The sequence below is a fragment of the Parvularcula lutaonensis genome, from assembly GCF_014651915.1.
Classification (GTDB): Bacteria; Pseudomonadota; Alphaproteobacteria; order Caulobacterales; family Parvularculaceae; genus Parvularcula; species Parvularcula lutaonensis.
Genome location: NZ_BMXU01000001.1, coordinates 1,041,247 through 1,061,123, shown reverse-complemented (window position 1 = coordinate 1,061,123; position 19,877 = coordinate 1,041,247). Strand labels below are relative to the sequence as shown.

20 protein-coding genes are annotated in these 19,877 nt (G+C 63.7%); 6 read left to right on the top strand and 14 right to left on the bottom strand.

From position 1 onward, the window contains the following. Window positions 1-42: 42 nt before the first annotated feature. Together IE053_RS05060 and IE053_RS05055 are read left to right on the top strand one after the other, a co-directional pair. Window positions 43-798 (top strand): sensor histidine kinase, encoded by a 756-nt coding sequence (locus IE053_RS05060; protein WP_189572749.1) that lies wholly within the window; start codon window positions 43-45, stop codon window positions 796-798. Then, the gene (locus tag IE053_RS05055; RefSeq protein ID WP_189572746.1) at window positions 795-2,243 is read left to right on the top strand and encodes a hypothetical protein; all 1,449 of its coding nucleotides are present in this window, start codon (window positions 795-797) and stop codon (window positions 2,241-2,243) included. Before IE053_RS05060 ends, IE053_RS05055 begins: the two co-directional genes overlap by 4 nt. Here the strand turns inward: IE053_RS05055 and IE053_RS05050 are convergent. The 9 genes from IE053_RS05050 to ychF all read right to left on the bottom strand — a co-directional run bounded on the left by IE053_RS05050 (window position 2,240) and on the right by ychF (window position 12,063). Beyond that, the gene (locus IE053_RS05050) at window positions 2,240-2,698 is read right to left on the bottom strand and encodes a MaoC family dehydratase (protein WP_189572743.1); all 459 of its coding nucleotides are present in this window, start codon (window positions 2,696-2,698) and stop codon (window positions 2,240-2,242) included. The two genes, IE053_RS05055 and IE053_RS05050, sit on opposite strands and share 4 nt — an antisense overlap. Further along, entirely contained in the window at window positions 2,699-3,487 is a 789-nt protein-coding gene (locus IE053_RS05045) for a glutaminyl-peptide cyclotransferase (protein ID WP_189572741.1), read from the bottom strand. Between the two features lie 394 nt (window positions 3,488-3,881). Further along, complete coding sequence (locus tag IE053_RS05040) at window positions 3,882-5,702, bottom strand: aminopeptidase P family protein (RefSeq protein WP_189572738.1); 1,821 nt, start codon at window positions 5,700-5,702, stop codon at window positions 3,882-3,884. A gap of 24 nt (window positions 5,703-5,726) precedes the next feature. After that, a complete protein-coding gene (locus tag IE053_RS05035; RefSeq protein WP_189572735.1) occupies window positions 5,727-7,331 on the bottom strand; it encodes a TRAP transporter large permease in 1,605 nt (534 codons plus the stop codon). Then, on the bottom strand, window positions 7,324-7,887 hold the full coding sequence (locus IE053_RS05030) for a TRAP transporter small permease subunit (RefSeq protein WP_189572732.1): 564 nt from the start codon (window positions 7,885-7,887) through the stop codon (window positions 7,324-7,326). Before IE053_RS05030 ends, IE053_RS05035 begins: the two co-directional genes overlap by 8 nt. Next, window positions 7,884-8,393, bottom strand: a complete 510-nt coding sequence (locus IE053_RS05025) for a hypothetical protein (protein ID WP_189572729.1) — start codon at window positions 8,391-8,393, stop codon at window positions 7,884-7,886. Before IE053_RS05025 ends, IE053_RS05030 begins: the two co-directional genes overlap by 4 nt. Continuing rightward, complete coding sequence (locus IE053_RS05020) at window positions 8,390-9,523, bottom strand: TRAP transporter substrate-binding protein (protein ID WP_229786064.1); 1,134 nt, start codon at window positions 9,521-9,523, stop codon at window positions 8,390-8,392. Before IE053_RS05020 ends, IE053_RS05025 begins: the two co-directional genes overlap by 4 nt. Before the next feature lie 159 nt (window positions 9,524-9,682). Further along, the gene (locus IE053_RS05015) at window positions 9,683-10,960 is read right to left on the bottom strand and encodes a glycosyltransferase family protein (protein WP_189572726.1); all 1,278 of its coding nucleotides are present in this window, start codon (window positions 10,958-10,960) and stop codon (window positions 9,683-9,685) included. Window positions 10,961-10,965: 5 nt separating this feature from the next. After that, window positions 10,966-12,063, bottom strand: a complete 1,098-nt coding sequence (ychF, locus tag IE053_RS05010) for a redox-regulated ATPase YchF (protein WP_189572723.1) — start codon at window positions 12,061-12,063, stop codon at window positions 10,966-10,968. 131 nt (window positions 12,064-12,194) lie between these two features. Between ychF and IE053_RS05005 the strand changes: the two genes are divergently transcribed. Next, window positions 12,195-13,067, top strand: a complete 873-nt coding sequence (locus tag IE053_RS05005; protein ID WP_189572720.1) for a GIY-YIG nuclease family protein — start codon at window positions 12,195-12,197, stop codon at window positions 13,065-13,067. Window positions 13,068-13,079: 12 nt separating this feature from the next. Here the strand turns inward: IE053_RS05005 and yghU are convergent, their stop codons facing one another. Further along, window positions 13,080-13,964 carry a glutathione-dependent disulfide-bond oxidoreductase gene (gene yghU, locus IE053_RS05000; RefSeq protein WP_189572717.1) on the bottom strand — a complete coding sequence of 295 codons (885 nt, stop codon included), beginning with the start codon at window positions 13,962-13,964 and terminating at the stop codon, window positions 13,080-13,082. 73 nt (window positions 13,965-14,037) lie between these two features. Continuing rightward, window positions 14,038-14,934, bottom strand: a complete 897-nt coding sequence (locus IE053_RS04995; protein ID WP_189572714.1) for a LysR family transcriptional regulator — start codon at window positions 14,932-14,934, stop codon at window positions 14,038-14,040. A 90-nt stretch (window positions 14,935-15,024) separates the two neighbouring features. Between IE053_RS04995 and IE053_RS04990 the strand changes: the two genes are divergently transcribed. Both IE053_RS04990 and IE053_RS04985 read left to right on the top strand, forming a co-directional pair. After that, window positions 15,025-15,816, top strand: coding sequence for a class I SAM-dependent methyltransferase (locus tag IE053_RS04990; RefSeq protein WP_189572711.1), 792 nt, complete (start codon window positions 15,025-15,027; stop codon window positions 15,814-15,816). Then, entirely contained in the window at window positions 15,806-16,447 is a 642-nt protein-coding gene (locus IE053_RS04985; protein WP_189572708.1) for a class I SAM-dependent methyltransferase, read from the top strand. Before IE053_RS04990 ends, IE053_RS04985 begins: the two co-directional genes overlap by 11 nt. Window positions 16,448-16,461: 14 nt before the next feature. On the opposite strand, the gene IE053_RS04980 is transcribed toward IE053_RS04985, so the two are convergent. Continuing rightward, window positions 16,462-17,715, bottom strand: a complete 1,254-nt coding sequence (locus tag IE053_RS04980; protein ID WP_189572705.1) for an alpha/beta hydrolase-fold protein — start codon at window positions 17,713-17,715, stop codon at window positions 16,462-16,464. Window positions 17,716-17,719: 4 nt separating this feature from the next. Next, window positions 17,720-18,409, bottom strand: coding sequence for an aminoacyl-tRNA hydrolase (pth, locus tag IE053_RS04975; protein ID WP_189572702.1), 690 nt, complete (start codon window positions 18,407-18,409; stop codon window positions 17,720-17,722). A gap of 78 nt (window positions 18,410-18,487) precedes the next feature. On the opposite strand from pth, the gene IE053_RS04970 reads away from it, so the two are divergent. Then, the gene (locus IE053_RS04970; RefSeq protein WP_189572699.1) at window positions 18,488-19,252 is read left to right on the top strand and encodes an AIM24 family protein; all 765 of its coding nucleotides are present in this window, start codon (window positions 18,488-18,490) and stop codon (window positions 19,250-19,252) included. Here the strand turns inward: IE053_RS04970 and IE053_RS04965 are convergent, their stop codons facing one another. Next, a complete protein-coding gene (locus tag IE053_RS04965; RefSeq protein WP_189572696.1) occupies window positions 19,253-19,840 on the bottom strand; it encodes a YbjN domain-containing protein in 588 nt (195 codons plus the stop codon). Window positions 19,841-19,877: the final 37 nt, after the last annotated feature.

The window sequence follows — 19,877 nt, the reverse complement described above, 5'->3', positions numbered from 1 at the left end:
GTAGTCCTAACGCGTTCCCGCGGGGAATGTGAAAGGGGCGGCATGCGGCGCACGATCGGCACCTCCGGCGCGGGCTACCTTCGCGAATACGCGAAGAGCTATGCCGCGCGCCGGGCTCTGCGACTGGCACAGAGCGAGGCTGCCGCAGCCAAGCTCGATGCGGAACAGGCGAAAGCTTCCAAGGCCGCGTTCCTCTCCGGACTCAACCACGAACTCCGTACACCGCTCAATCACATCACCGGTTTCACCGGGATGGTCCGTGAGAACCCAGATCTTCCCGCCGAGAAGGCGAAAGAGTATCTCGATCATGTCCTTCAGTCCGCGGAGAATCTACGCGAGCAGATCGACGCGATTCTCGAGGCGGCGGCGTACGCGCCACGACCCGTCGAGGAGCGCGCGCCAGGGACGGACCCGCTGCCAATCCTCCGGCGCCTGCTGCAGGAGCATGCCAACGCGCTGTTCGTCGGCCGCGTCGAAATCGACGACGAGCTGCCCGCCACCACGCTGCCGAGTCGAGACCTCTACCGGGCCCTGCAGCGCGTCTTCGCTGCCTTCTGTGTCGACGGCGGCGAACGCCGCGCGGTTGGCCTGTCGGTCACTTCGGGCGGGCGGCATGGGAGCGATGTCCTTATTACCTTTCAGCTTCTTTCGGGTCGTGCAGGGCTGCCGCTCTCAGTCCTCCGGTCGCTGCGTACTGACCTGATGCGGGCCGACCTGCGCCTTGACGAAATCGAGCTCGATGATGGGCCTGCGCTGGTGCTGGCGCTTCCCGGAACCGTTCAGGAGAAAGCCGCGTGAACGCAGCCCCCCAGCCGCTATCGTTCAATCAAGAACGCAGCCCATCCGCCACCGGCGTCGTCGCCGCCGTATCAGCTGTCCATACGCTGGTCGCCATGCCTGCGGACAGGGCGCGGGACGCCGGCGTGACCGTTGGCACCTATCTCGAAATCGAAGGCGACCCGCGGGCGATCGCGGTGATCCGCGGCGTCGAAACTCCCGCCGCCGATGCCGACGCAGATAGCTTTGAGCTCGTCATCATCGAAGCTGAACTTGTGGGCAGGCTGAGCTGTGAGGGAATTCCGCAGCCGCAGCCATGCTGCCCTGCAGTCGGAGCGCGGGCCACCATTCTCGATCGAGAAGCGGCGCTCGGCGAGTGGCAGAGCCGCTTCGCTGCACCCGTGCCGCTCGGTGCCGCCACTTGCGATACCAGCCTGCTACTGGACGCCCAGCGGCTCCTGGCCGAGGGCCTCGAAATTGTTGGCGACAGTGATCAGGACACGGGCGAAACGCTCGCGGTGGTGGTCCGTGCGCTGCTGAGGCAGCGTTTCCCCGCGCGCCTGGTGTTTCTCGATGCAGACAGTCGGTTCACGGCGAGTTTCGGGCGGGCAGCGTCAATCGTAGATTGCAACCAAGCCCTGCTGCCTGCCGGTCTCCTGACATCTGAGGAGATGCGGGCTTGCCTCGAAGCCTTCGATACTCCGCTGACGGATGACGAATGGTACTTCCTGCGCATGGCGCAAGTGGCCGGCGAACGCTCGCTGAAGCAGCTCATCGCGGCGTTCGAGCGCGAGCGTGGCCAGGCGGGCGCAGCTTCCCACGATGCCTATGCCTCCCTCCTCAGGCGGCTCCGCGATGCGCGGGACGATGAGAGGCTCGCGCTGTTCTTTGGCGAGGCCGCCGAGGACCTGACGCCGGAGGCAATCCTCCAGCGTCTTTTCCGACTGCCCGACGGTCGCCCGCCCATGGCAGTCTGCCAGCTCGGCGATGTCGATGACGCGCTCAAGCCCGTGGCTGCCCGCGTCATCCTGCGCTTGTCGCGGACACTGGGTGAACAGGCCGCCGGGAGGGTGCCTGTCCTGCTGGCCATTGATGGCTGCGATGATCTCTTTACGGAGCGTGATGAGCTGAGCGCGGTCCACGGACGTTTTGCCGTAGTGCGTTCCGCGGGGTACGGTGCCGAAGCCTCCAGCCTTTGCATCCTTCACCGCCACGCAGCAACCATCGCCCGTCTCGGAGAAGGGCAGGGCGCCGAGGCGGATATCGCGCGGGAATGCTCGCGGCTCGAGCCGGGCGAGGCGCTCCTTCTCGACCCGAAGCTGCCCTGGCCGCAGCCTTTTACTGTCGACCCGCTGCCGCAAAAGGCGATCCCGTCGGCGACCCGCCGAGAGAACGCCTCAGCCGAAATGGACGTCCAGGCTCTTCTTAACGCAGTTGTCGAAGCCTTCGCTTCCCCTGCGCACTAGGCGCCTTCGGGCTTCGCCTTCATCAGGGCCGCGCGTTCGCAGCTCGCGACCAGCGTGCCGTCCTGCTTGAACAGTTCATGCAGGAATGTCACGATGCCTTGGCCCGGCCGGGATTTCGAAGGGCGCACACCGATGACGGTTGTCTTGGCACGGACGGTATCGCCGTGGAACAGCGGTGCCGGGAAGCGCACCTTCTCCATGCCCAGGTTCGCGACCGTGGTGTTCAGCGTCGTGTCATTCACCGTCATGCCGACAAGAAGACCGAGCGAGAACAGGGAATTGACCAGCGGCTGACCGAATTCCGTCTCCGCGGCCTTGTGCCTGTCGATATGCAGCGGCTGCGTGTTCATGGTCATCATCGAGAACCACATATTGTCGCTCTCTGTGACCGTGCGCGTCCATTCGTGCTCGAAGACCTGTCCTTCTTCGAACTCTGAAAACCAAAGTCCAGGCATCTATTCTGCTCCCGTCCGTGGGCGGAGGTTGATCTCGTAAATCTGCGGCCAATTCTTGCCAGTGACGAAAAGACGGCCCGAATTCTCTTCGTAGGCGATGCCGTTGAGGACATCTCGGAAGGGCTCCTCGCGAAGGTCCCGCGGGAAAAGCGCCCGCAGGTCGGCGATCTGGTCCACGACGCCTGTTTCAGGATCAATCCGCACAAGGAAGTCCTGGAAGTAGATATTCGCCCAGACCTTTCCGTCCACGAATTCGAGCTCGTTGAGGTTCCTGAGCGGCTGGCCGGATAGCGTGACTGCGACCCGGCCCGTTTCTTCGAAAGTCTCCGGGTCGATGAAACGCAGCTCGTCCGATCCATCGCTCATGATCAGGCGTTCGCCGTCATAGGTCAGGCCCCAGCCTTCGCCTTCATAAGTGAAGGCGCCGACCTGTTCGAGGGTTTCGAGATCGAAGACAAAGCCCTGTCCCGCTTTCCAGGTGAGGGTGACGAGCCTGTCGCCGACGAGAGCAGTGCCTTCGCCGAAGACATCCGATGGCAGGTGGATCTCCTGCACTGGCTTGCCCGTCTTGATGCTAAGCTTGCGAAGGCGCGATTCGCCTTCGAGCCCGGTGCTCTCGATCAGGACACCGTTGGCGAAGAGAAAGCCCTGGGTGAAGGCATCGGTTTCGTGCGGGTAGGTGCGGACGACTTCGGCATCGAGTATCTCAGGCGTCAGCGGCGCGGGAGAGGGCGCATCGGTGGCCTGGACAGCGAGGGCGAGCGTGATGAGGAGCTTGCTAATTGGCATGTTTCTCGCGCAGATCGGTCAGGGGAACATCGACGTTGACCGTCTTTCCTGCAACCCCTCACGCGATGTTCGTTGTGCCCTCTGCGCCCTCGAGCAGAGAGTTCACGATGGTTGCGCCGCTCCCATTACGCTTTGGCCAGCCGACCTTTGTCGGAAGCCGGCACCGCCATCGATCACTTCGCGGCGTATCACTCTTTCGGAAAGATGCCTCAGGCGGATCTGTGTCCCTTCCGTCGAAAGGGTGCCGCACGGTGTTGGTCATGACCTCCAAGGCAGGCAGCCCTGCGCGGGGCTGGAGCGCTCGACCCGTTCTACGGTCTCGTCATGGCCGCGACGATGACGAAGAGCCCAGCCGATGATGGCGACGGAAAACGTCTTCTGGCGACAACCGAGCTCAGTCGAGCGGAGCGCAACGACCCTCGAGCCAGGCTGCATCATCAGCACCGAGAAGGGGCTTCAGCTTCGCAAGGACTTCGGCATGGTACTGATCGACCCAGCGCCGCTCGTCAGCGGTGAGCATGTCGGTGACAATCAGCTCACGCTCTAAGGGGCACATGGTCAGGTTCTCGAAGCCCATCATCGGGCGCTCGCCACCCTCGATCGGGGTGGCCTCGGTGACGAGCACGAGATTCTCGATCCGAATGCCGTAATGGCCGGCCTTGTAATAGCCGGGCTCGTTCGAAAGGATCATCCCTGGTTCCAGGGCCACGGCGTTGGGTGCCTTCGAGATGCGCATCGGCCCTTCGTGGACGGAGAGAAAGCTTCCGACCCCGTGGCCCGTGCCGTGGTCGTAGTCGAAACCGGCCTTCCACATCGGAAGGCGCGCGATGGCGTCGAGGGCATGGCCCGAAGTGCCTTTGGGGAAGCGCGCCATGCCCAATGCGATATGGCCCTTGAGAACGAGCGTGTAGCGCTCGCGCATCTCCTCGGAAGGCTTGCCGATGGCAGCGACGCGGGTGATGTCGGTGGTTCCATCTTCGTACTGACCACCTGAATCGACGAGGAAGAGCTCGCCCGGCTGGAGCTTGCGGTCGGTCTCGGTGGTGACGCGATAGTGCGCCATGGCGCCATGGGGGCCAGAGCCGGTGATGGTATCGAAGCTGATATCCTTGAGCTTGCCGGTTTCGATGCGGAAGCCTTCCAGCTTCTTCGCGGCGTCGATCTCGCTGACCGTGCCTTTCGGAGCCTCGATGCTCAGCCAGCGGAGGAAACGGACGACAGCCGCACCGTCACGAATATGGGCCTGGCGTGCGCCTTCCTTCTCGGCGGCGTTCTTGATGGCGCGGGGCAGGGCAACGGGATCGACATCGCGTACGACCGAGCCTCCTGCCTTTTCGACAAGGTCGATGTAATGGACGGGGGTCAGCCCGGTATCGACGAGGACGCGCTTGCCCTCTTTCGCAAGCGCTTCGAGCCGGGTGTCGATCTCGTCCTCGGCGTGAAGCGCGACCTCATCGCCAAGATGGGAAGGCAGCTCCGCCGAGACCTTGTCGGGATGCACGAAGAGTTCCGCTCTTCCGTCAGCGAAGATCAGGGCTCGGCCGAGCGGAAGGGGCGCTGCGTGCACGTCGCCGCCGCGGATGTTGAAGAGCCATGCGAGGGAGGACGGCGAGGTGAGAAGCGCAACGTCGGCTTGCGCTTCCGCCACGTCCCTGCCGATGCGTGCGCGCTTGGCGGCGTGGTCTTCCCCGGCGAATTCGATCGGGTGCGGATGGATGAGGGCTGCGGGAGCGTCTGGACGGTCTTTCCAGACTTCGTCGATCGGATTCGGACGCACTGGGACCAGGGTGAAGCCCTTTTTCACCGCGGCGGTCTGGAAGGGCTTGAGCGCGCTTTCGGAGAAGAGGAGCGGGTCATAGCCGATCCTGGTTCCGGCGGGTGCGTTCTCGCGAAGCCAGTCCTCGGGCTTCGTCTCATGGGTCATCTTCAGCTCGAAGAGGTCCTCGTCCACCTGCTGCGGGAGCTGGACGGCATAGCGGCCGTCGGAGAAGGCGGCCGCTTTGTCGGTGAGGACAATCGCGGACCCGGCCGAGCCGGAAAAGCCCGTGAGCCACGCAAGACGCTCCGCATTGTCCGGCAGGTACTCGTTGAGATATTCGTCCTCGTGCGGAACAAGGAACCCGTCGAGGCCGATCTCCTTGAGGCGTGCACGGAGGAGCGGCAGGTGCTTCGCGCCGAAGCTCTTGTCGGAAACGGAATCAAAGGTCTGGAACATCGGGTCTCTCCGCGTCGGTTGGCGCTAGCCGTAGATGCGCTCCGGTAGCCACGTCGCAAGGCTCGGCAGCAGCGCCAGTAGAATTAGCATGGCGATCTGGATCGCCACAAAGGGCAGTGCGCCGCGGTAGATCGCGGCTGTCGGCAGCTCCGGCGGGGCCACCCCGCGCAGGTAGAAGAGCGCGAAGCCGAAGGGCGGCGTTAGGAAGCTGGTCTGCAGGTTCACGGCCATCAGCACGCCGAGCCACACCGGATCAACCCCTGCCATCAAGAGCGGCGGGGCGACCAAAGGCACCACGACAAGCGTGATCTCGATGAAATCAAGGAAGAAGCCGAGGAGGAACATCACGACCATCACCATGACAAGAGCGCCGAAGACCCCGCCCGGCGCGGATTGCAGCGCCGCCGCGACGGTCTCGTCACCGCCGAGCCCCCGGAAGACGAGGCTGAAGAGCGCCGCGCCGATGAGAATGGTGAAGACCATGGAGGTAACTTCGGTGGTCCGGCTCAGCATCGGCCAGAGAAGCTCTTTCGAGACGCTCCACAGGCTTGCTGCGAGGCCCGCCATGAGAACGCCGGTGGCGGCCATTGCGGCCCAGATCGCCGCGGTATCAGCAGCAGAGGCTTTCCGTCCAAGGCGCAGGTCGAAATTGTCGGCCAGGAGGATGAGGACGACGCTGGCGCCGATGCCAGCGATGGCGAGCGTTCGCGGCAGACCGTCGGCGATGCGCTTCTTGCTGCCTGCAATGAGGAACGCGCCCGCCGCGCCGATGGCGGAGGCTTCGGTTGCGGTCGCCGCCCCTGTCAGGATCGAGCCGAGCACAGCGATGATGAGGAGGAGCGGCGCGGGCAGGGTCTTGATTGCCGCTGCCACGCCCTCGCGGAAATCATAGCGGTCCTCGCTCGGCACGGCAGGGCTGGCTGACGGCTTCACCACCGCAACAATGCCCAGATAGGCAAGATAGAGGACGACAAGGACGAGCCCCGGAATGAGAGCGCCTGCAAAAAGGTCGCCCACGGAGATCGGCTCGGGCGAGAAGATGCCCTGGCTGATCTGTGCTTCCTGATAGGCGTTTGACATCACGTCGCCCAGGAGGATGAGGACGATCGACGGCGGGATGACCTGGCCCAGCGTGCCCGCCGCTGCGATCGACCCTGACGAGAGGGCTGGCGAATAGCCGCGCTGGAGCATCGTTGGCAGGCTGAGAAGGCCCATGGTGACGACCGTCGCGCCGACAATGCCGGTGGAGGCGGCCAGCAGAGCACCGACGAGCATCACGCCGATGCCGAGGCCCCCCGGCATCGGGCCGAACAGGCGGGCCGTGGTCTCGAGCAGCTCCTCGGCCACCTTGGCGCGTTCGAGGATCACGCCCATCAGCACAAAGAGCGGTACGGCGAGCAGGACCTGGTTCCTGATGATGCCGAAAATGCGGATCGGATAGGGCTCAGTGATGAAGGTGACGTCGAGGACGCCCATGCCGAGACCGATCATCGCGAAGAGAAGCGCTGTCCCTGCGAGGGTGAAGGCTGCGGGAAACCCTGCGAGCAAGAGCGCGCAGAGCACCAGCACCATGGCGATGTCGAGCCACGTCGCGCAGGCACAGAAGCAGAGGATCACCTGGTCAAGCATCGACGCCTCGCATCGCGCGGGAGAGCCGCAGGACCTGAAGCTGCGCGGCGAAGAGAAGTAGGACGGCAAAGGCCGGGATCAGTGACTTCAGGAGGAAGACGGCATGGATGCCCGAAGCTTCTTGGCTGCGCTCCATCTGCGCCCAGCTCGTCGCGACGTAGTCCCAGCTGACGAGGATGATGAGTATCGAGAGCGGCATCACGAAGATGAGCTGGCCAAGGAGGTCGATGATGCGCTGCTTCTCCTTGGAGAGCTTGGCGTAGAGGATATCGACCCGGACGTGCCCCTCGCTGACGAGCAGTGCCCCAGACGACAGGAGGAACATCGTGCCGAAGAGGTAGATCACCGATTCCTGGAGCCAGATGAAACTCACCGAGAAGACGCTTCGCAGGATGACGACGGCAAGCTGGACGAGGAAGAGCGGCAGGGCGCTGGCCACAGCAATGGCGAACGCACCGTGCACGATCTTCCTGAGGACACCTTCCGCCGCGGGGGTGACCTGGGCGAGGAGGAGCGGCAGGAACAGCGCCGCGATGGCGATGATCTTGATCGTCATGCGGTGCCCGCGAGTTCTGGGAAGAAGAGGCCGACCGACGGAACGGCGTTGTTCAGCGCGTGGACAATCGTCGTGAAGGCGAAGGCCTCGCCCCAGGATTTCTGCCGCTTGGTGAACCAGACGACGGCAAGAATGAAGAAGATCCACGCCGGGCCCGCGGCCCACATGATCGCCTGTGCCCCGTGCGCGATGGCGGCGAGCAGGATCGTCACGCCGATCTGGACCCGGACCGGAAGCCGGAAAAGGCCCAGGATCGCGTAGAGCACCGCCATGAACGCGGTCTCCACGATCGGTGCGAAGACGACGAAGCCGAAGGCGAGCATCGCGGGCGGGACGTTTTCGGGAATGATGGCTTCGTTCGCAGCATCGGTCCACGCGGCGGGTACGACCTGTTCAAGCGCCAGGACGATGATCAGTGCAGGGATCGTCGCGCAGGCCCAGGCTGTGCCAATGAATGGCAGGGCGCGGGCGTTGGGATTGGTCAGGACGGAAACGGGCCAGCTCATTCTGCAATCAGTCTCTGGCGCAGCTCGATGAAGGCAGCGTCGGTGATGGCTGTCAGCGGCATCGTCTCGCGCAGGGTCTTCATGTAGCTGTCGTGGATCTCGCGTGCGATGGGCGAGCTGTCCGCGACCTCTTCGAGGACTTCCTTGGTCTTCTCGGCGAGAAGGGCCATGACATCGTCGGGCATCGGCGTCAGCTTGGCCCCATGTTCTTCAGTTAGTACACGGAGGGCTTCGGCGTTCCTGATGATATAGGTGCCGAGGTTCTCATGGTTGGCAGATCGCGCCGCGGCATTGAAGATGGCTTGCTCCTGCGCGCTCATCGAATTCCACAGGTCAAGGTTCATCCCCATGGCAAGTTGGGCGTTCGGCTCGTGGAAGCCCGGCCACATGTAGTACTTGGCCTCGCGGTAGAAGCCCATGGCAAGGTCGTTCCAGGGACCCACCCATTCCGTCGCCTCGATTGCACCGGACTGCAGCGACTGGTAAAGCTCCGAGCCCGGAAGAAGGACAGGCGAGGCCCCGGCGCGGCGCATGACCTCGCCGCCAAGGCCCGGCATCCGGATCTTGAGGCCGCGGAGGCCATCGACCTCGACGAGCTCCTTCTTGAACCAACCGCCTAGCTGGTGTCCCGTGTTCCCCGCCGCGAACGGCTTGATGCCGAAGGGCGCGGCGAGACGGTCCCAAAGCTCCTGCCCGCCGCCTGCTTCCAGCCAGCCGATCTGCTCGACAGCGGTCATGCCGAAGGGGACGGCTGTGAAATAGGGATAGGCGCGGGACTTCGACGTCCAGTAATAGTCCGCACCATGATATAGATCGGCGGCCCCCGCCGCCACGGCATCGAAGCTGTCGAACGCGCCAACCAGCTCGCCCGCCGCGAACACCTCGATGTCGATCGCGCCGCCCGACAGCATACGGATGAAGTCCGCCGTGCGCTCCGCTGCATCGCCAAGGCCGGGGAAGTCCTTCGGCCAAGTCGTCACCATCTTGAGCCTGCGCGGCTCAATGCCCGCGCTCGCTTCCACCGGCGCCACGGCGGCGCAGCGCTCGGCGCAGTCGCAGGCCGCCAGCGCGAGGGGCGCGGCGAGCGCTGCTTTCTTCAAAAATCCGCGGCGTGCCTTGTCGGTCATCATGCCCCGCTGTCAGGTGTTTCCTCAGCGGCGCACAATGGGGCGGTGCGGAGGCCGCGTCCACCTCTTGCGCAACCCAGTCGAGCTCGGAGAGCGGGCGTTGGCAGGCAAGGTGCGTCTCCACACCCTCAACGGCAAGAGCCTCAGGATGCGAGGGAAGGGCTACGCTTTGTCCTTGCCGGGGAACAGCATGGTCCGGGCACGGGTGTGGCGGTCCGCGAGGATCGCCATCGCCGCTTTCGAAGCGACTTCGCGGAATTGCGTGCTGCCGATCGATTTCTTGGCAGCAGCGCGGACGGTCATGATCCGGAACGGATAGCCCAGCAGGATCCCAGCCGCGAGGATGAAGCGGGTGAAAGGGTTCTTGCCCTTGGCACGCTGGCGCGCAGCGAGCCGGGCCTGTTCCTTGACGTGGCGGATGACCTCGCGGCGGTCGCCGGGCGTGGCGATGGAGACGCGGGCTTCGCTCGCCGTGACGATGCGGTGGCCGCGGCCCTCGACAGCCGAAGCGAGGCGGCCATTGCGGATGACCACGCCGAGCTGCTCGCCAATCTCGCGCAGGACCGAGGCACGGAACACCATGGTGTCCAATCCGCTGGCCAGGCCATTCTGGCGCTCGACCTCGTCCATGAAGAAGCCGACGCGGGCCCAGGGGCTGAGCGGATCGGCATTGGCAGCGCGCACGGTCACGGCGCCGGCGCTCGGGTATTCTTCGAAGACCTTCTGCACCTCGATGGCCCAGTCATCGGCGGGTTCCGTTCCGGCGCTGAGGAAGGCAACAAACTCGCTGTCGGACGTCGCCAGCGCATCAAACAGCGCTTCGTCCATCAGTGACGGATCGCGCGGCAGGGACCGCAGGCGCACCGAACCGGTACCAGCAGCGACGTTGATCGCTTCGAGGGTCCGGCGCCGGGCGCGGTCATCATCGGAAGGGATCAGGAAACAGAGGATGCTGCCACCGACCGCGGGTGCCGGAGCACCGCGACGCGGCAGGCTCTCGGCAGGCTTGGCCGCGGACATCTCGGGCACGGGTGCTGGCTGGCGGGCGACGGGTTCCGCGCCGAGGGCCGCAGCGAAGGCGTCGTGGCCGCCATCATCGGCAGGGCGGTAGCGTGGGGCCTCTGCCGCCGCGGGTTTCGGCGCAGCCGGCCTGGACGGCGGGGGCGGAGGGGCGAGCTCTGGCGCGAATGCCTCGGGCTCGGGTTCAGGCGCGGGCGGGGCCTTCTCCGGCGGGGGAGGCGGCGCAGGTGCTGCCGAGCCTTCTGAAGGATCAAACCCAATCTTGTCGGCGAGCAGGTGCAGCGGCGACTTGTCGGCGTCATCGAGGACCGGCGGCAGATCATCGTTCTTCGGCGCATCGCTCTTCTTCGACGCAGGCTTCTTCACGCGGACGCTGCCGTCCTCGTCAAAAAGCCCCGAAAGACCGTGATCATTACCCATGCACGCTAGTTCCCTGTTCTGAAATGCATGACATCCCCGTCCTGCACCACGTAATCCTTGCCTTCGATTCGTTGCTTTCCTGCTTCCTTGGCCGCAGTCTCGCCACCGAGAGCGACATAGTCGTCGAAAGAAATTGTTTCCGCCCTAATAAATTTCTTTTCGAAATCAGTATGGATAACTCCCGCGGCCTCGGGGGCAAGCGCGCCTCTGCGAATAGTCCATGCCCGAGCTTCTTTAGGGCCTGCTGTAAAGTAAGTGTGAAGTCCCAACAGATCGTATCCAGCGCGGATGAGCCGGTTGAGGCCTGGTTCCTCGAGGCCGATCTCGCGAAGAAATTCCGCTGCTTCCTCGTCGTCGAGGGCTGCCAGCTCGGCCTCGATCTTGGCTGAAATGAGGACGGCTTTCGCGCCGTGTTTCTTCGCCTCTTCGAAAACCTGGTCCGAATACTTGTTCCCTTCGGCAGCGCTGGCCTCATCCACATTGGCGACGAACAGGACCGGCTTCGTCGTCAGGAGCTGCAGGCCCTTCCAGGCCTTTTCTTCGTCCGGGGCGATCTCCGCCGTCCGGGCGGGCTTGCCCTTGCGGAGCTGTTCCAGGGCCCGGTCCACGAGGAGGAGGGTGGCTTTCGCCTCCTTGTCCTGGCCCTTGGCTTTTTTCTCGAGATTGACGCGGCGCTTCTCGAGGCTTTCGAGGTCGGCAAGCATCAGCTCGGTCTCGACGGTCTCGAAGTCGGCGACAGGGTCGATGCGTCCTTCGACATGGGTGATGTCGTCATCCTCGAAGCAGCGCAGCACATAGGCCACGGCATCGACCTCGCGGATATTGGCGAGGAACTGGTTGCCGAGGCCCTCGCCTTTCGAAGCGCCCTTCACAAGGCCCGCAATATCGACGAACTGGAGGCGCGAGGGGATGATCTCGGCGGAGTTGGCAATTTCCGCCAGCATCTTGAGACGCGGCTCGGGCACGGCCACGTCGCCGACATTCGGCTCGATCGTGCAGAACGGATAGTTCGCAGCCTGTGCAGCCGCGGTCTTGGTCAGAGCGTTGAAGAGTGTCGACTTGCCGACATTCGGCAGGCCCACAATGCCGCATTTGAAACCCATGGTCGCCTTTTCTCGTGGTGTTTTGCGCTTGGCTATGCGCGCTGCCGTGCTGCGGTGCAAGGTGATGGATCCCCTTGGGAAGGCTTTCGGCAGGCTCTTGTTCTTTGATTGTTCCCGTGTAGGCAGCACCCATGCGTTTCCTGTTCGGCAGGCGCCCGCTAAAGACGGTGCCCTCCTTCCAGCCCATGGTTCCTGCAGAGGTCGAGAAGGATCTCGGCCTTTATGTCTACGCCCTGTGTGACCCCGCCACCGGGCGTCCGTTCTATGTCGGGCAGGGCAGGCGCAGCCGCCCCAACCAGCATTTCACCGAGGCCGTCGAGGCTGACCGGGGTGAGCGGGCCCTCTCGGACAAGCTCGAAGTCATCCTCGATATCTGGCGCGCGGGGGAGGCGGTCGAGATCGTCTTCCTCAGGCGGGGTATCAAGGACGAGGAGACCCTCGACGATGTCGAGGCCGCGGTCATCGACGCGCTCAACCTCGGCGCCGCGGAAGCTCTCACCAACCAGCTATCGGGTAACGACGTCGAGGCGCGGGGTTTCCTGAGCCTTGATGCGGCATGCGGACGGTTCGCGCCGCCTGTCGACCCCGGTCCCTATGATGCTGTGTTCCTTCTCAATATCGCGCGGAGCAGGGCGCGGGGCCTCTCCGTCTACGACGCAGCCCGCGGCGACTGGAGTTTCGGCGAGAAGCAGCGCGCATGGAACGCGGTGGCTGTCGCGGTGGAGCGAGGCGTCGGCGTGGCCTGCTTCGGTATCGACGATTGGCAGCCGAGGAATGGCAAGTGGGCCTTTGTCGGAGACGAGATCGAGGCGCCGGATCTCGTGGGGGTGAGTTACCGCCGGATCCTCGAACGTCATCCATTCTGGCAGAGAAATGGCGGCAGGCTGATCGTTTCCTTCGATGGAGAGGGAAACTACCTGCCACTCTGGGGGGAGAAGGAGCCGGAATGGACACCGCTCGCGCCGCCGCCTCCGAAGAAGCAGCGGCGGTTCTGGTGGGGCTGATCCCGCGAGGCCCTAGTCCTGTGGCTCGTCCTTGGGGCCAACCTTGTCCCAGGTGCCTTCCGTGAAGCTTTCAGGGCCATGGCGCTCGCGCACCTGCGTCCCCGGGTTGCCCCAGGCCTTGTTGACCATCTGGCCGCGCTCCACGGCAGGACGTGCCGAGAGTTCCTCGGCCCAGCGCAGCACGTTCTCGTACTCGTGCACGCTGAGGAATTTCGCGGCATCGTAGAGCTTGCCGCGGACCAGACCGCCATACCACGGATAGATCGCCATATCCGCGATGGAGTATTCTTGGCCTGCAATATACGGATTGTCGGCAAGCTGACGGTCGAGCACGTCGAGCTGACGCTTCAATTCCATTGCATAGCGGTTGATCGGATACTCGTATTTCTCCGGCGCGTAGGCGTAGAAATGGCCGAACCCGCCACCGAGGAAGGGCGCAGAGCCCATCTGCCACATCAGCCAGTTAAAGACCTCCGTGCGTTGGGGACCCTCCTTGGGGAGGAACTGGCCGAATTTCTCGGCGAGGTGGACGAGGATCGAGCCTGACTCGAAGACGCGCACGGGTTCGGGGCCGGAGCGGTCGAGAAGAGCCGGGATTTTCGAGTTCGGGTTGATACTGACGAAGCCCGAACCGAACTGTTCGCCCTCACCGATATTGATGGTGTAGGCGTCGTATTCAGCTTCCTTGATCCCGAGCTCGAGGAGCTCTTCGAACAGGATCGTCACCTTCACGCCATTAGGGGTGGCGAGGCTGTAGAGCTGAAAGTCATGCTCGCCTCTCGGCAGGTCCTTGTCGTGGGTTTTCCCGGCGATCGGCCGGTTGATATTGGCAAACTTTCCGCCGCTATCCCGGTCCCAAGTCCAGACTTCAGGCGGGGTGTAGGTTGGATCGGCCATGAACGCCTCCTTCGGTTTCCGGCGAGGTAAGGTTTCAGGATGGCAATATCGAGGGAACAACTGCTTTGCGGGCTCAGGCCGCGAGCTTGCCCAGCTCTTCCGAGAGCACGTCGTAAACAATCCGGATCCGCTTGCTGGTGTGAAGCTCCCGGTGGGTCACGAGCCATACCGGGACGGGGATCAAGCCGATGTCGGGCAGTACGATCTCAAGGTCCGGGAACAGGTCGAGCACATCCTTCGTCAAGATGCTGATTCCCAGTCCCTGCCGGACGTATTGCAACAGGGCGGTACCGGCCTCGGTAATGATCATCGGATCGCGGACGGGAACATTGATTCCATACTGGAGAAGGGCATTCCGCAAGCCGACTTTCCAATTGAAGCCGATCACGTCGAATTTCCTGAGGTCGTCGGCTGTCCGCGGCCTTCCGACCCGGTTGAGCAGTTTCTTCGATGCGAAGAGATGGGCCGAGGTCTCGCCAATGAGCTTGGCGATCAACTCGGGTTGTTCGGGTCTCGCATGACGGATAGCGATATCGGCTTCGCGCCTGCTTATGTCGCTGAGATCATTCGAGCCGATGATCTCGACACTGACGGCCGGAGCGGCCCGGCGCACGGCCTCGAGGACTTTCGGCATGTGCCAGGTTGCCATGGCTGTCGTCATGGAAATCTTCACGTGACCCTTCACGTCCTGGCTCTGGCCCATGGCGATAAGGGAGATGCGGTCTGCAGCTTCGCCCATGGCGCGGACATGATCGACGAGCTGGCGGCCTGCTTCTGTCAGGATCATGGTCCGTGGGCCACGCTCGAACAGCGTGACGCCGAGATCCCGCTCGAGCGAGGCGACCTGTCGGCTGAGCGTTGGCTGGGTCAGGCCGAGTGCCCGTGCGGCGCCGGATAGCGAGCCTTCCTCCACCGTGGCGAGAAAGGCCCGGATCTGGTTCCAGTCAAACATGCCTTGGGGTTGATCCATGCATTAGCGTATAGCAGCTCATCGTTTTTCGGCAATTCCTCCATGCTTTCCGCATCTATATCTGGGCCAGGTCAGACGATGGAGACCAGAATGACCGCGCCAGAGACAACCAGGGCACCGTCCCGAGACCCCGGATGCATTCCCGTGGCCGAGCGCTGGATTGGCTCCTGGAGGTTGTCCCTTCACCGGCGGGTCATGTCGGACCCCGAGCTTCGCCAGACCTATGATGCCCAGGCATCGGGCTGGAACCGGGCTCTCGGGACTCTCGGCACGGAGGCTGCCTATCGTGCGCTTTGCGCCGCCTTCACGCGCGATCTGACGGCCCCTGTTCCCGGCCAGCCGCTCCAAGTCCTCGACGCTGGTGCGGGGACGGGGGCGTTTTCCTCCGCCTTCCTCCGCGAAGCGGTGGAGCGGGTCGAGCTGCACGCGCTCGATACCTCTCGGCATATGCTCGTGGAGGCACAGCGGCGCTATCGCGAGATGGGGACGGAAGCGCGGCTCCACCTCGGTGACGTCCGTAGGCTGCCCTTTACCGATGGGACGTTGGACGTGGTCCTCATGGCCCACGTGCTGGAGCATCTCGCTGAGCCAAGAGACGTGCTGGCAGAGATGTTCCGTGTGCTTCGACCTGGCGGCAGGATCCTGATCGCTGCGACAAGGGCGTCGGCGGCCAGCCTGCCGATCCAGGTGTTCTGGAAGACCCACGGCTTCGAAGCGAACCGCTTTGCAGCCTGGCTTTCAGAAGCAGGAGCGTCGGACGTCGAGCGCATCGAGCCTGCGGGGATGCCGCTTTTCAACCAGATCAGCCTGGCTTTTGCGGCGAGGAAACCGCTTCGCCTTCCGGAAACGGATGATTTTAGAGGGAACGACCATGCAACATGATCCCAAATTCTGGGACAAGATCGCCGCCAAGTATTTCAGTCAGCCGATCAAGGACGAGAAAGCCTATCAAAGGAAGCTTGCGATCACGCGCGAGCACCTGAAGCCTGATGCTCGGGTGCTCGAGTTCGGTTGCGGCACCGGCGGGACGGCCATCACGCACGCGCCGCATGTCGAGCATGTCCACGCCATCGACATCTCCGAGAACATGCTGGCCTTCGGGCGCAAGCAGGCGAAGCAGCACGGCGTCGAGAACGTCACTTTCGAGTGCGCGGACATCGCCGAATTCGATGCACCGGAGGAGAGCTATGACGCCGTGCTGGGGATGAGCATCCTGCACCTCGTGCACGACCGCGAAGCGGTCCTCGCCAGGGTGCACAGGCTGCTCAAGCCTGGCGGCGTGCTGATCACCAGCACAGTCTGCCTCGGGGAGCGGCACTGGTATCTGAAGCCGGTCCTGTCGGTCGGCCGGATGCTCGGGCGTTTGCCCTTCGTCTCGTTCCTCACGGCGAAGCAGTTGGAAAACGAAATGGTCGCGGCCGGCTTCCGCACCGCCGATCATTGGAAGCCGGGCAAAAGCCCGGTTGTCTTCCTCGTGTCCGAGCGGGCCAACCCGCCTTGGGAGGTCACATGAGTGTCCTGACGAAGCTACTCGACTTCACGATTGGTGCCTGCTCCCGCCTGTGGGAGCGGTACGTTGCCGGCGAGCATCCAGGTGAGCTGGTCGCCGACCCGGGCACGCCAGGCAGCCTCGTTGTGGGCGGCTCCGGGGTATTCGCGGATCAGGAAATCCTCACCTTCCTCGAGACCCTGACTGGTGAAGAACCGGCGCAGCTCTTCGTGGCCGGGGCCATATTCTGCGTCCAGCGTCTCCGTGCCGTAGTCAAAAAACATCCGAACGCCTTCAGGGATGGTCAGGCGGCCCTCCTCGATGTCGCGAGTGAGGTAGGGCGTGGGATCCGCTTTCTCGCCCGTCCACTCCGCCACCACATTGGGGCTTAGCGGCGTATGGGTTGAGACACATCCGCAGGCGGAGAAAGTGTCGCCATGGCTGGTGACGAGATACATCGCCATCAGCCCGCCCATGGAACTGCCCATGGCGAAGGTGTTTTCCCGTTCGGGCAGTGTACGGAACGCCGCATCGATCCGGGGCTTCAGCTCTTCCTTCAGGAAACGCGCATATTGAGGGCCATTGTGCCACGGGCTGTAGTCCTCGAAACGTTGGTCCGTGGACCACGTGGCGACAATGATGGCGGACTCGAACTCGCCTGCCTCGACACCGCGCATCATCGCCTCGTCGACGCCCCAGTCGGTGCCGGTATTGGCGATGCGCGGATCGAAAAGGTTCTGCCCGTCGGTCATATAGATCACGCGATAGCGCCTGGAGGCGTTCTCCGGTGCGTCATAGTCGCGGGGCAGCCAGACCGACAGATGCCGCGGCAGCTCGAGGAACGCGCTCTCGACGTCCTGCTCATAGACGAGCGTGCCGATCACGCCCGATCCTTCCCAGTCATCCATCAGCACACGCATGTCCGGGCGGAAGCCTGCGATATCGTGCTCGACAGTCAGGCCTTCGCTCGCCGTGAGGATGAAATTGTCGAGCGGGAACTTGTTCTCGTCGACAGCCTCGCGGGACCATTCGCCGAGCGTGAACTTGTACTGCAGCTCCTCGCCGTCATCCATCGAGAAAGTGGCGGTCCGCTCCGTGCCCTGGCCCTGCATGATGAGGCCATTGGCATCCCACGGGCCGAGCTCTTCGATGCTGCCCGCGAGATAGACTGGACCCGTCGCTGCGGGAACGTTGGCGATGACGGTCACGCTGACCTTGTCATCGCCAATGATCGGTGCCTCCTCCGTGCACGCTGGAACGAGAAGGGCCAGGACGAGGAGAAGGCGTTTCATCGGATCAGTCCTTTTTCGGCAGGAGGCTTTTCAGCGCGTCGAATGCGGAGGGCTTCTCCTGGGGTTTCTCGTTCGCCGCCGCTTCAGGCTTGGGCGTGATCGGCTTGTCGCGCTTTGGCTTGGGGGGTTGGAGCACCGAAGAGATGAAGCGGTTCGTATTTTCTTCCGTCAGCGGAAGAAGGTGCTCCGCGGCCGGGCCCATGCGCGCCAGCATCTCATCAAGCCAGCCCTCGCGCTCCTCCTTGGAGAAGTCCCTCAGCACATGGTGGGTCACGGCATCCTTGTGCCCCGGATGGCCGATCCCGATGCGGCAGCGCCAGACATCGGGGGAAAGGTGCGCGGCGATCGACTTGAGGCCGTTATTGCCTGCGAGTCCGCCGCCCTTCTTGATACGGAGCTTGCCGGGGGCGAGGTCGATCTCGTCATGGAAGACGATAACGTCCTCCGGAGGGATCTTGTGGAAGCGGCAGGCCTCCTGCACCGCGCGGCCTGCCTCGTTGTAATAGGTCTGGGGCTTGAGCAGCATCGCCCGCTCACGTCCGAGGCGCCCTTCGGTGACCTCGGCCTGAAATTTCGACCGGAACGAGGGCATTCCTTGCGCTTCGGCGATGGCATCGATCGCCATGAAGCCCGCATTGTGCCGGTTGGCCTGATATTTGGAGCCCGGATTTCCGAGGCCGACGAGTAGAAACATACCTTCCTTAGGAGCAAAGCTCGCGGAGGAAGGAAAGGGGGGGGGGCGCCTTGAGCGCGGCGTCCCTATATAGGTCCGATGACCAGGCGCCTGCCCGAACTCCCGCTCGCTGCCCGCCGCGCCCGCCTTGGCGAGGCGTTGAAACGCCTGCCCGTCCTTGGCCGCGAGGAAGGCCAGGCCGAGGTGGCCCTCAGGCAGGACCAGGTCCTCGACAACCATGTCCTGACCTTCGACCTCGAAAAGGGCGAGACGGCCTATGCCCGCCGCTCGTCCCTCATGTTCGCCAGCGGCGATTTCCACATGACGACGGAGCGGATCGCCAAGAGGGGCCTTCCGCTCCTCGGCCTTTTCTCCGGCCAGAACCTCTGGGCCAACCGGTTCGAGGCGCGCGGACTGGTGAAGATCATCGCGGGACGTGACTTCCACGGCACCGTGATCGGGCTGCCGGTTTCAGGCGAGGAACCGGTCTGGCTCCAGCCCTCGCTCTATCTCGGCCACAGGGGGACGCTGTCCTTCGTCACCCGGCGCGTGGCGAAGCGGGAGTTCTGGACCCTGACAGAGGTGACGGGCGAGGGCACCGTGTGGATCAAGGCGCCGGGGCGCAGCTTCCGGCAGAAGCTTTCGAGCGAGCCGGTGATCGTGGACACCAACTATGTCGCGGCTGTTCGCGGGGATTTTTCCGCCCACGGGAAAGTCTTCACCGGCGCGCAATACCTTAAAAGCGGCGAGGCCGAGAACGTCAGGCTCTCGGGCACGGGCGACGTCATCATCCAGACCGAAGTGCCGCTTTCCGCACAGGCGAGCGGCGGCATCCTCGGGACGATCCTGGATATTTTCGTCTGATCAGTAGGCGGACTGGATCCGGCCGCTGATGAGCTCGGGACGGCGACGGATCTCGCTCAAAAGTTCTCGCGTTTCCGTGTCGATTTCGGGCGCCGGACCCTGCTCGGCCAGCGACACGGAGAGGCTGCTGGCCCGCTGGTTCGAAAGCCATTTGCGCACGGTCTCGTCAAAAACACCGATATTCACCAGCAGGGTGCCCGCCGTGATGCCGTGATCGGCGATCAGGTAGCGCGACAGGACCGTGGCACCGTTCTGGGTATAGGCCATGGTGGGCGGCGTTTCCTGGTTGAAGTCGTTGACGAGATGGCTCGGCGCCGAGCCTTCCATCAGCGTGATCATCAGGAGCCCGGTGCATTTCGGGTTGCAGACGCGCGGCTGCAGGATGATCGCATGCCGGTCGGACCGGAGGACCAGGACATCCCGGCCGGAGATCGTCTGGGTTTCGGGCGTCAGGCCCTGCTGACGCAGGACCGGGCGGATCGTTTCCGCGCTGACATCGGGAAGCAGCGTCCGCGCGAGCTTCGCAGGAATCTGCGCGCTGGCCACCGAAGCTGCAAAGGCCGCGAGAATGGCGAGAATTCGGAACATGCTGCCCTCCTTGGTCAACAGAACGTTAAGATCTCCA

Excerpts from the sequence above, each read along its gene's own strand:
- IE053_RS05025 (WP_189572729.1), bottom strand. The coding sequence starts at position 8,393 with ATGAGCTGGCCCGTTTCCGTCCTGACCAATCCCAACGCCCGCGCCCTG.
- IE053_RS04980 (WP_189572705.1), bottom strand. The coding sequence starts at position 17,715 with ATGAAACGCCTTCTCCTCGTCCTGGCCCTTCTCGTTCCAGCGTGCACG.
- pth (WP_189572702.1), bottom strand. The coding sequence starts at position 18,409 with ATGTTTCTACTCGTCGGCCTCGGAAATCCGGGCTCCAAATATCAGGCC.
- IE053_RS04995 (WP_189572714.1), bottom strand. The coding sequence starts at position 14,934 with ATGGATCAACCCCAAGGCATGTTTGACTGGAACCAGATCCGGGCCTTT.
- IE053_RS05030 (WP_189572732.1), bottom strand. The coding sequence starts at position 7,887 with ATGACGATCAAGATCATCGCCATCGCGGCGCTGTTCCTGCCGCTCCTC.
- IE053_RS04985 (WP_189572708.1), top strand. The coding sequence starts at position 15,806 with ATGCAACATGATCCCAAATTCTGGGACAAGATCGCCGCCAAGTATTTC.
- IE053_RS05060 (WP_189572749.1), top strand. The coding sequence starts at position 43 with ATGCGGCGCACGATCGGCACCTCCGGCGCGGGCTACCTTCGCGAATAC.
- IE053_RS05020 (WP_229786064.1), bottom strand. The coding sequence starts at position 9,523 with ATGATGACCGACAAGGCACGCCGCGGATTTTTGAAGAAAGCAGCGCTC.
- yghU (WP_189572717.1), bottom strand. The coding sequence starts at position 13,964 with ATGGCCGATCCAACCTACACCCCGCCTGAAGTCTGGACTTGGGACCGG.
- IE053_RS05035 (WP_189572735.1), bottom strand. The coding sequence starts at position 7,331 with ATGCTTGACCAGGTGATCCTCTGCTTCTGTGCCTGCGCGACGTGGCTC.
- IE053_RS04990 (WP_189572711.1), top strand. The coding sequence starts at position 15,025 with ATGACCGCGCCAGAGACAACCAGGGCACCGTCCCGAGACCCCGGATGC.
- IE053_RS05015 (WP_189572726.1), bottom strand. The coding sequence starts at position 10,960 with ATGGGTAATGATCACGGTCTTTCGGGGCTTTTTGACGAGGACGGCAGC.
- IE053_RS05040 (WP_189572738.1), bottom strand. The coding sequence starts at position 5,702 with ATGTTCCAGACCTTTGATTCCGTTTCCGACAAGAGCTTCGGCGCGAAG.
- IE053_RS04970 (WP_189572699.1), top strand. The coding sequence starts at position 18,488 with ATGACCAGGCGCCTGCCCGAACTCCCGCTCGCTGCCCGCCGCGCCCGC.
- IE053_RS05005 (WP_189572720.1), top strand. The coding sequence starts at position 12,195 with ATGCGTTTCCTGTTCGGCAGGCGCCCGCTAAAGACGGTGCCCTCCTTC.
- IE053_RS05050 (WP_189572743.1), bottom strand. The coding sequence starts at position 2,698 with ATGCCTGGACTTTGGTTTTCAGAGTTCGAAGAAGGACAGGTCTTCGAG.
- IE053_RS04965 (WP_189572696.1), bottom strand. The coding sequence starts at position 19,840 with ATGTTCCGAATTCTCGCCATTCTCGCGGCCTTTGCAGCTTCGGTGGCC.
- ychF (WP_189572723.1), bottom strand. The coding sequence starts at position 12,063 with ATGGGTTTCAAATGCGGCATTGTGGGCCTGCCGAATGTCGGCAAGTCG.
- IE053_RS05045 (WP_189572741.1), bottom strand. The coding sequence starts at position 3,487 with ATGCCAATTAGCAAGCTCCTCATCACGCTCGCCCTCGCTGTCCAGGCC.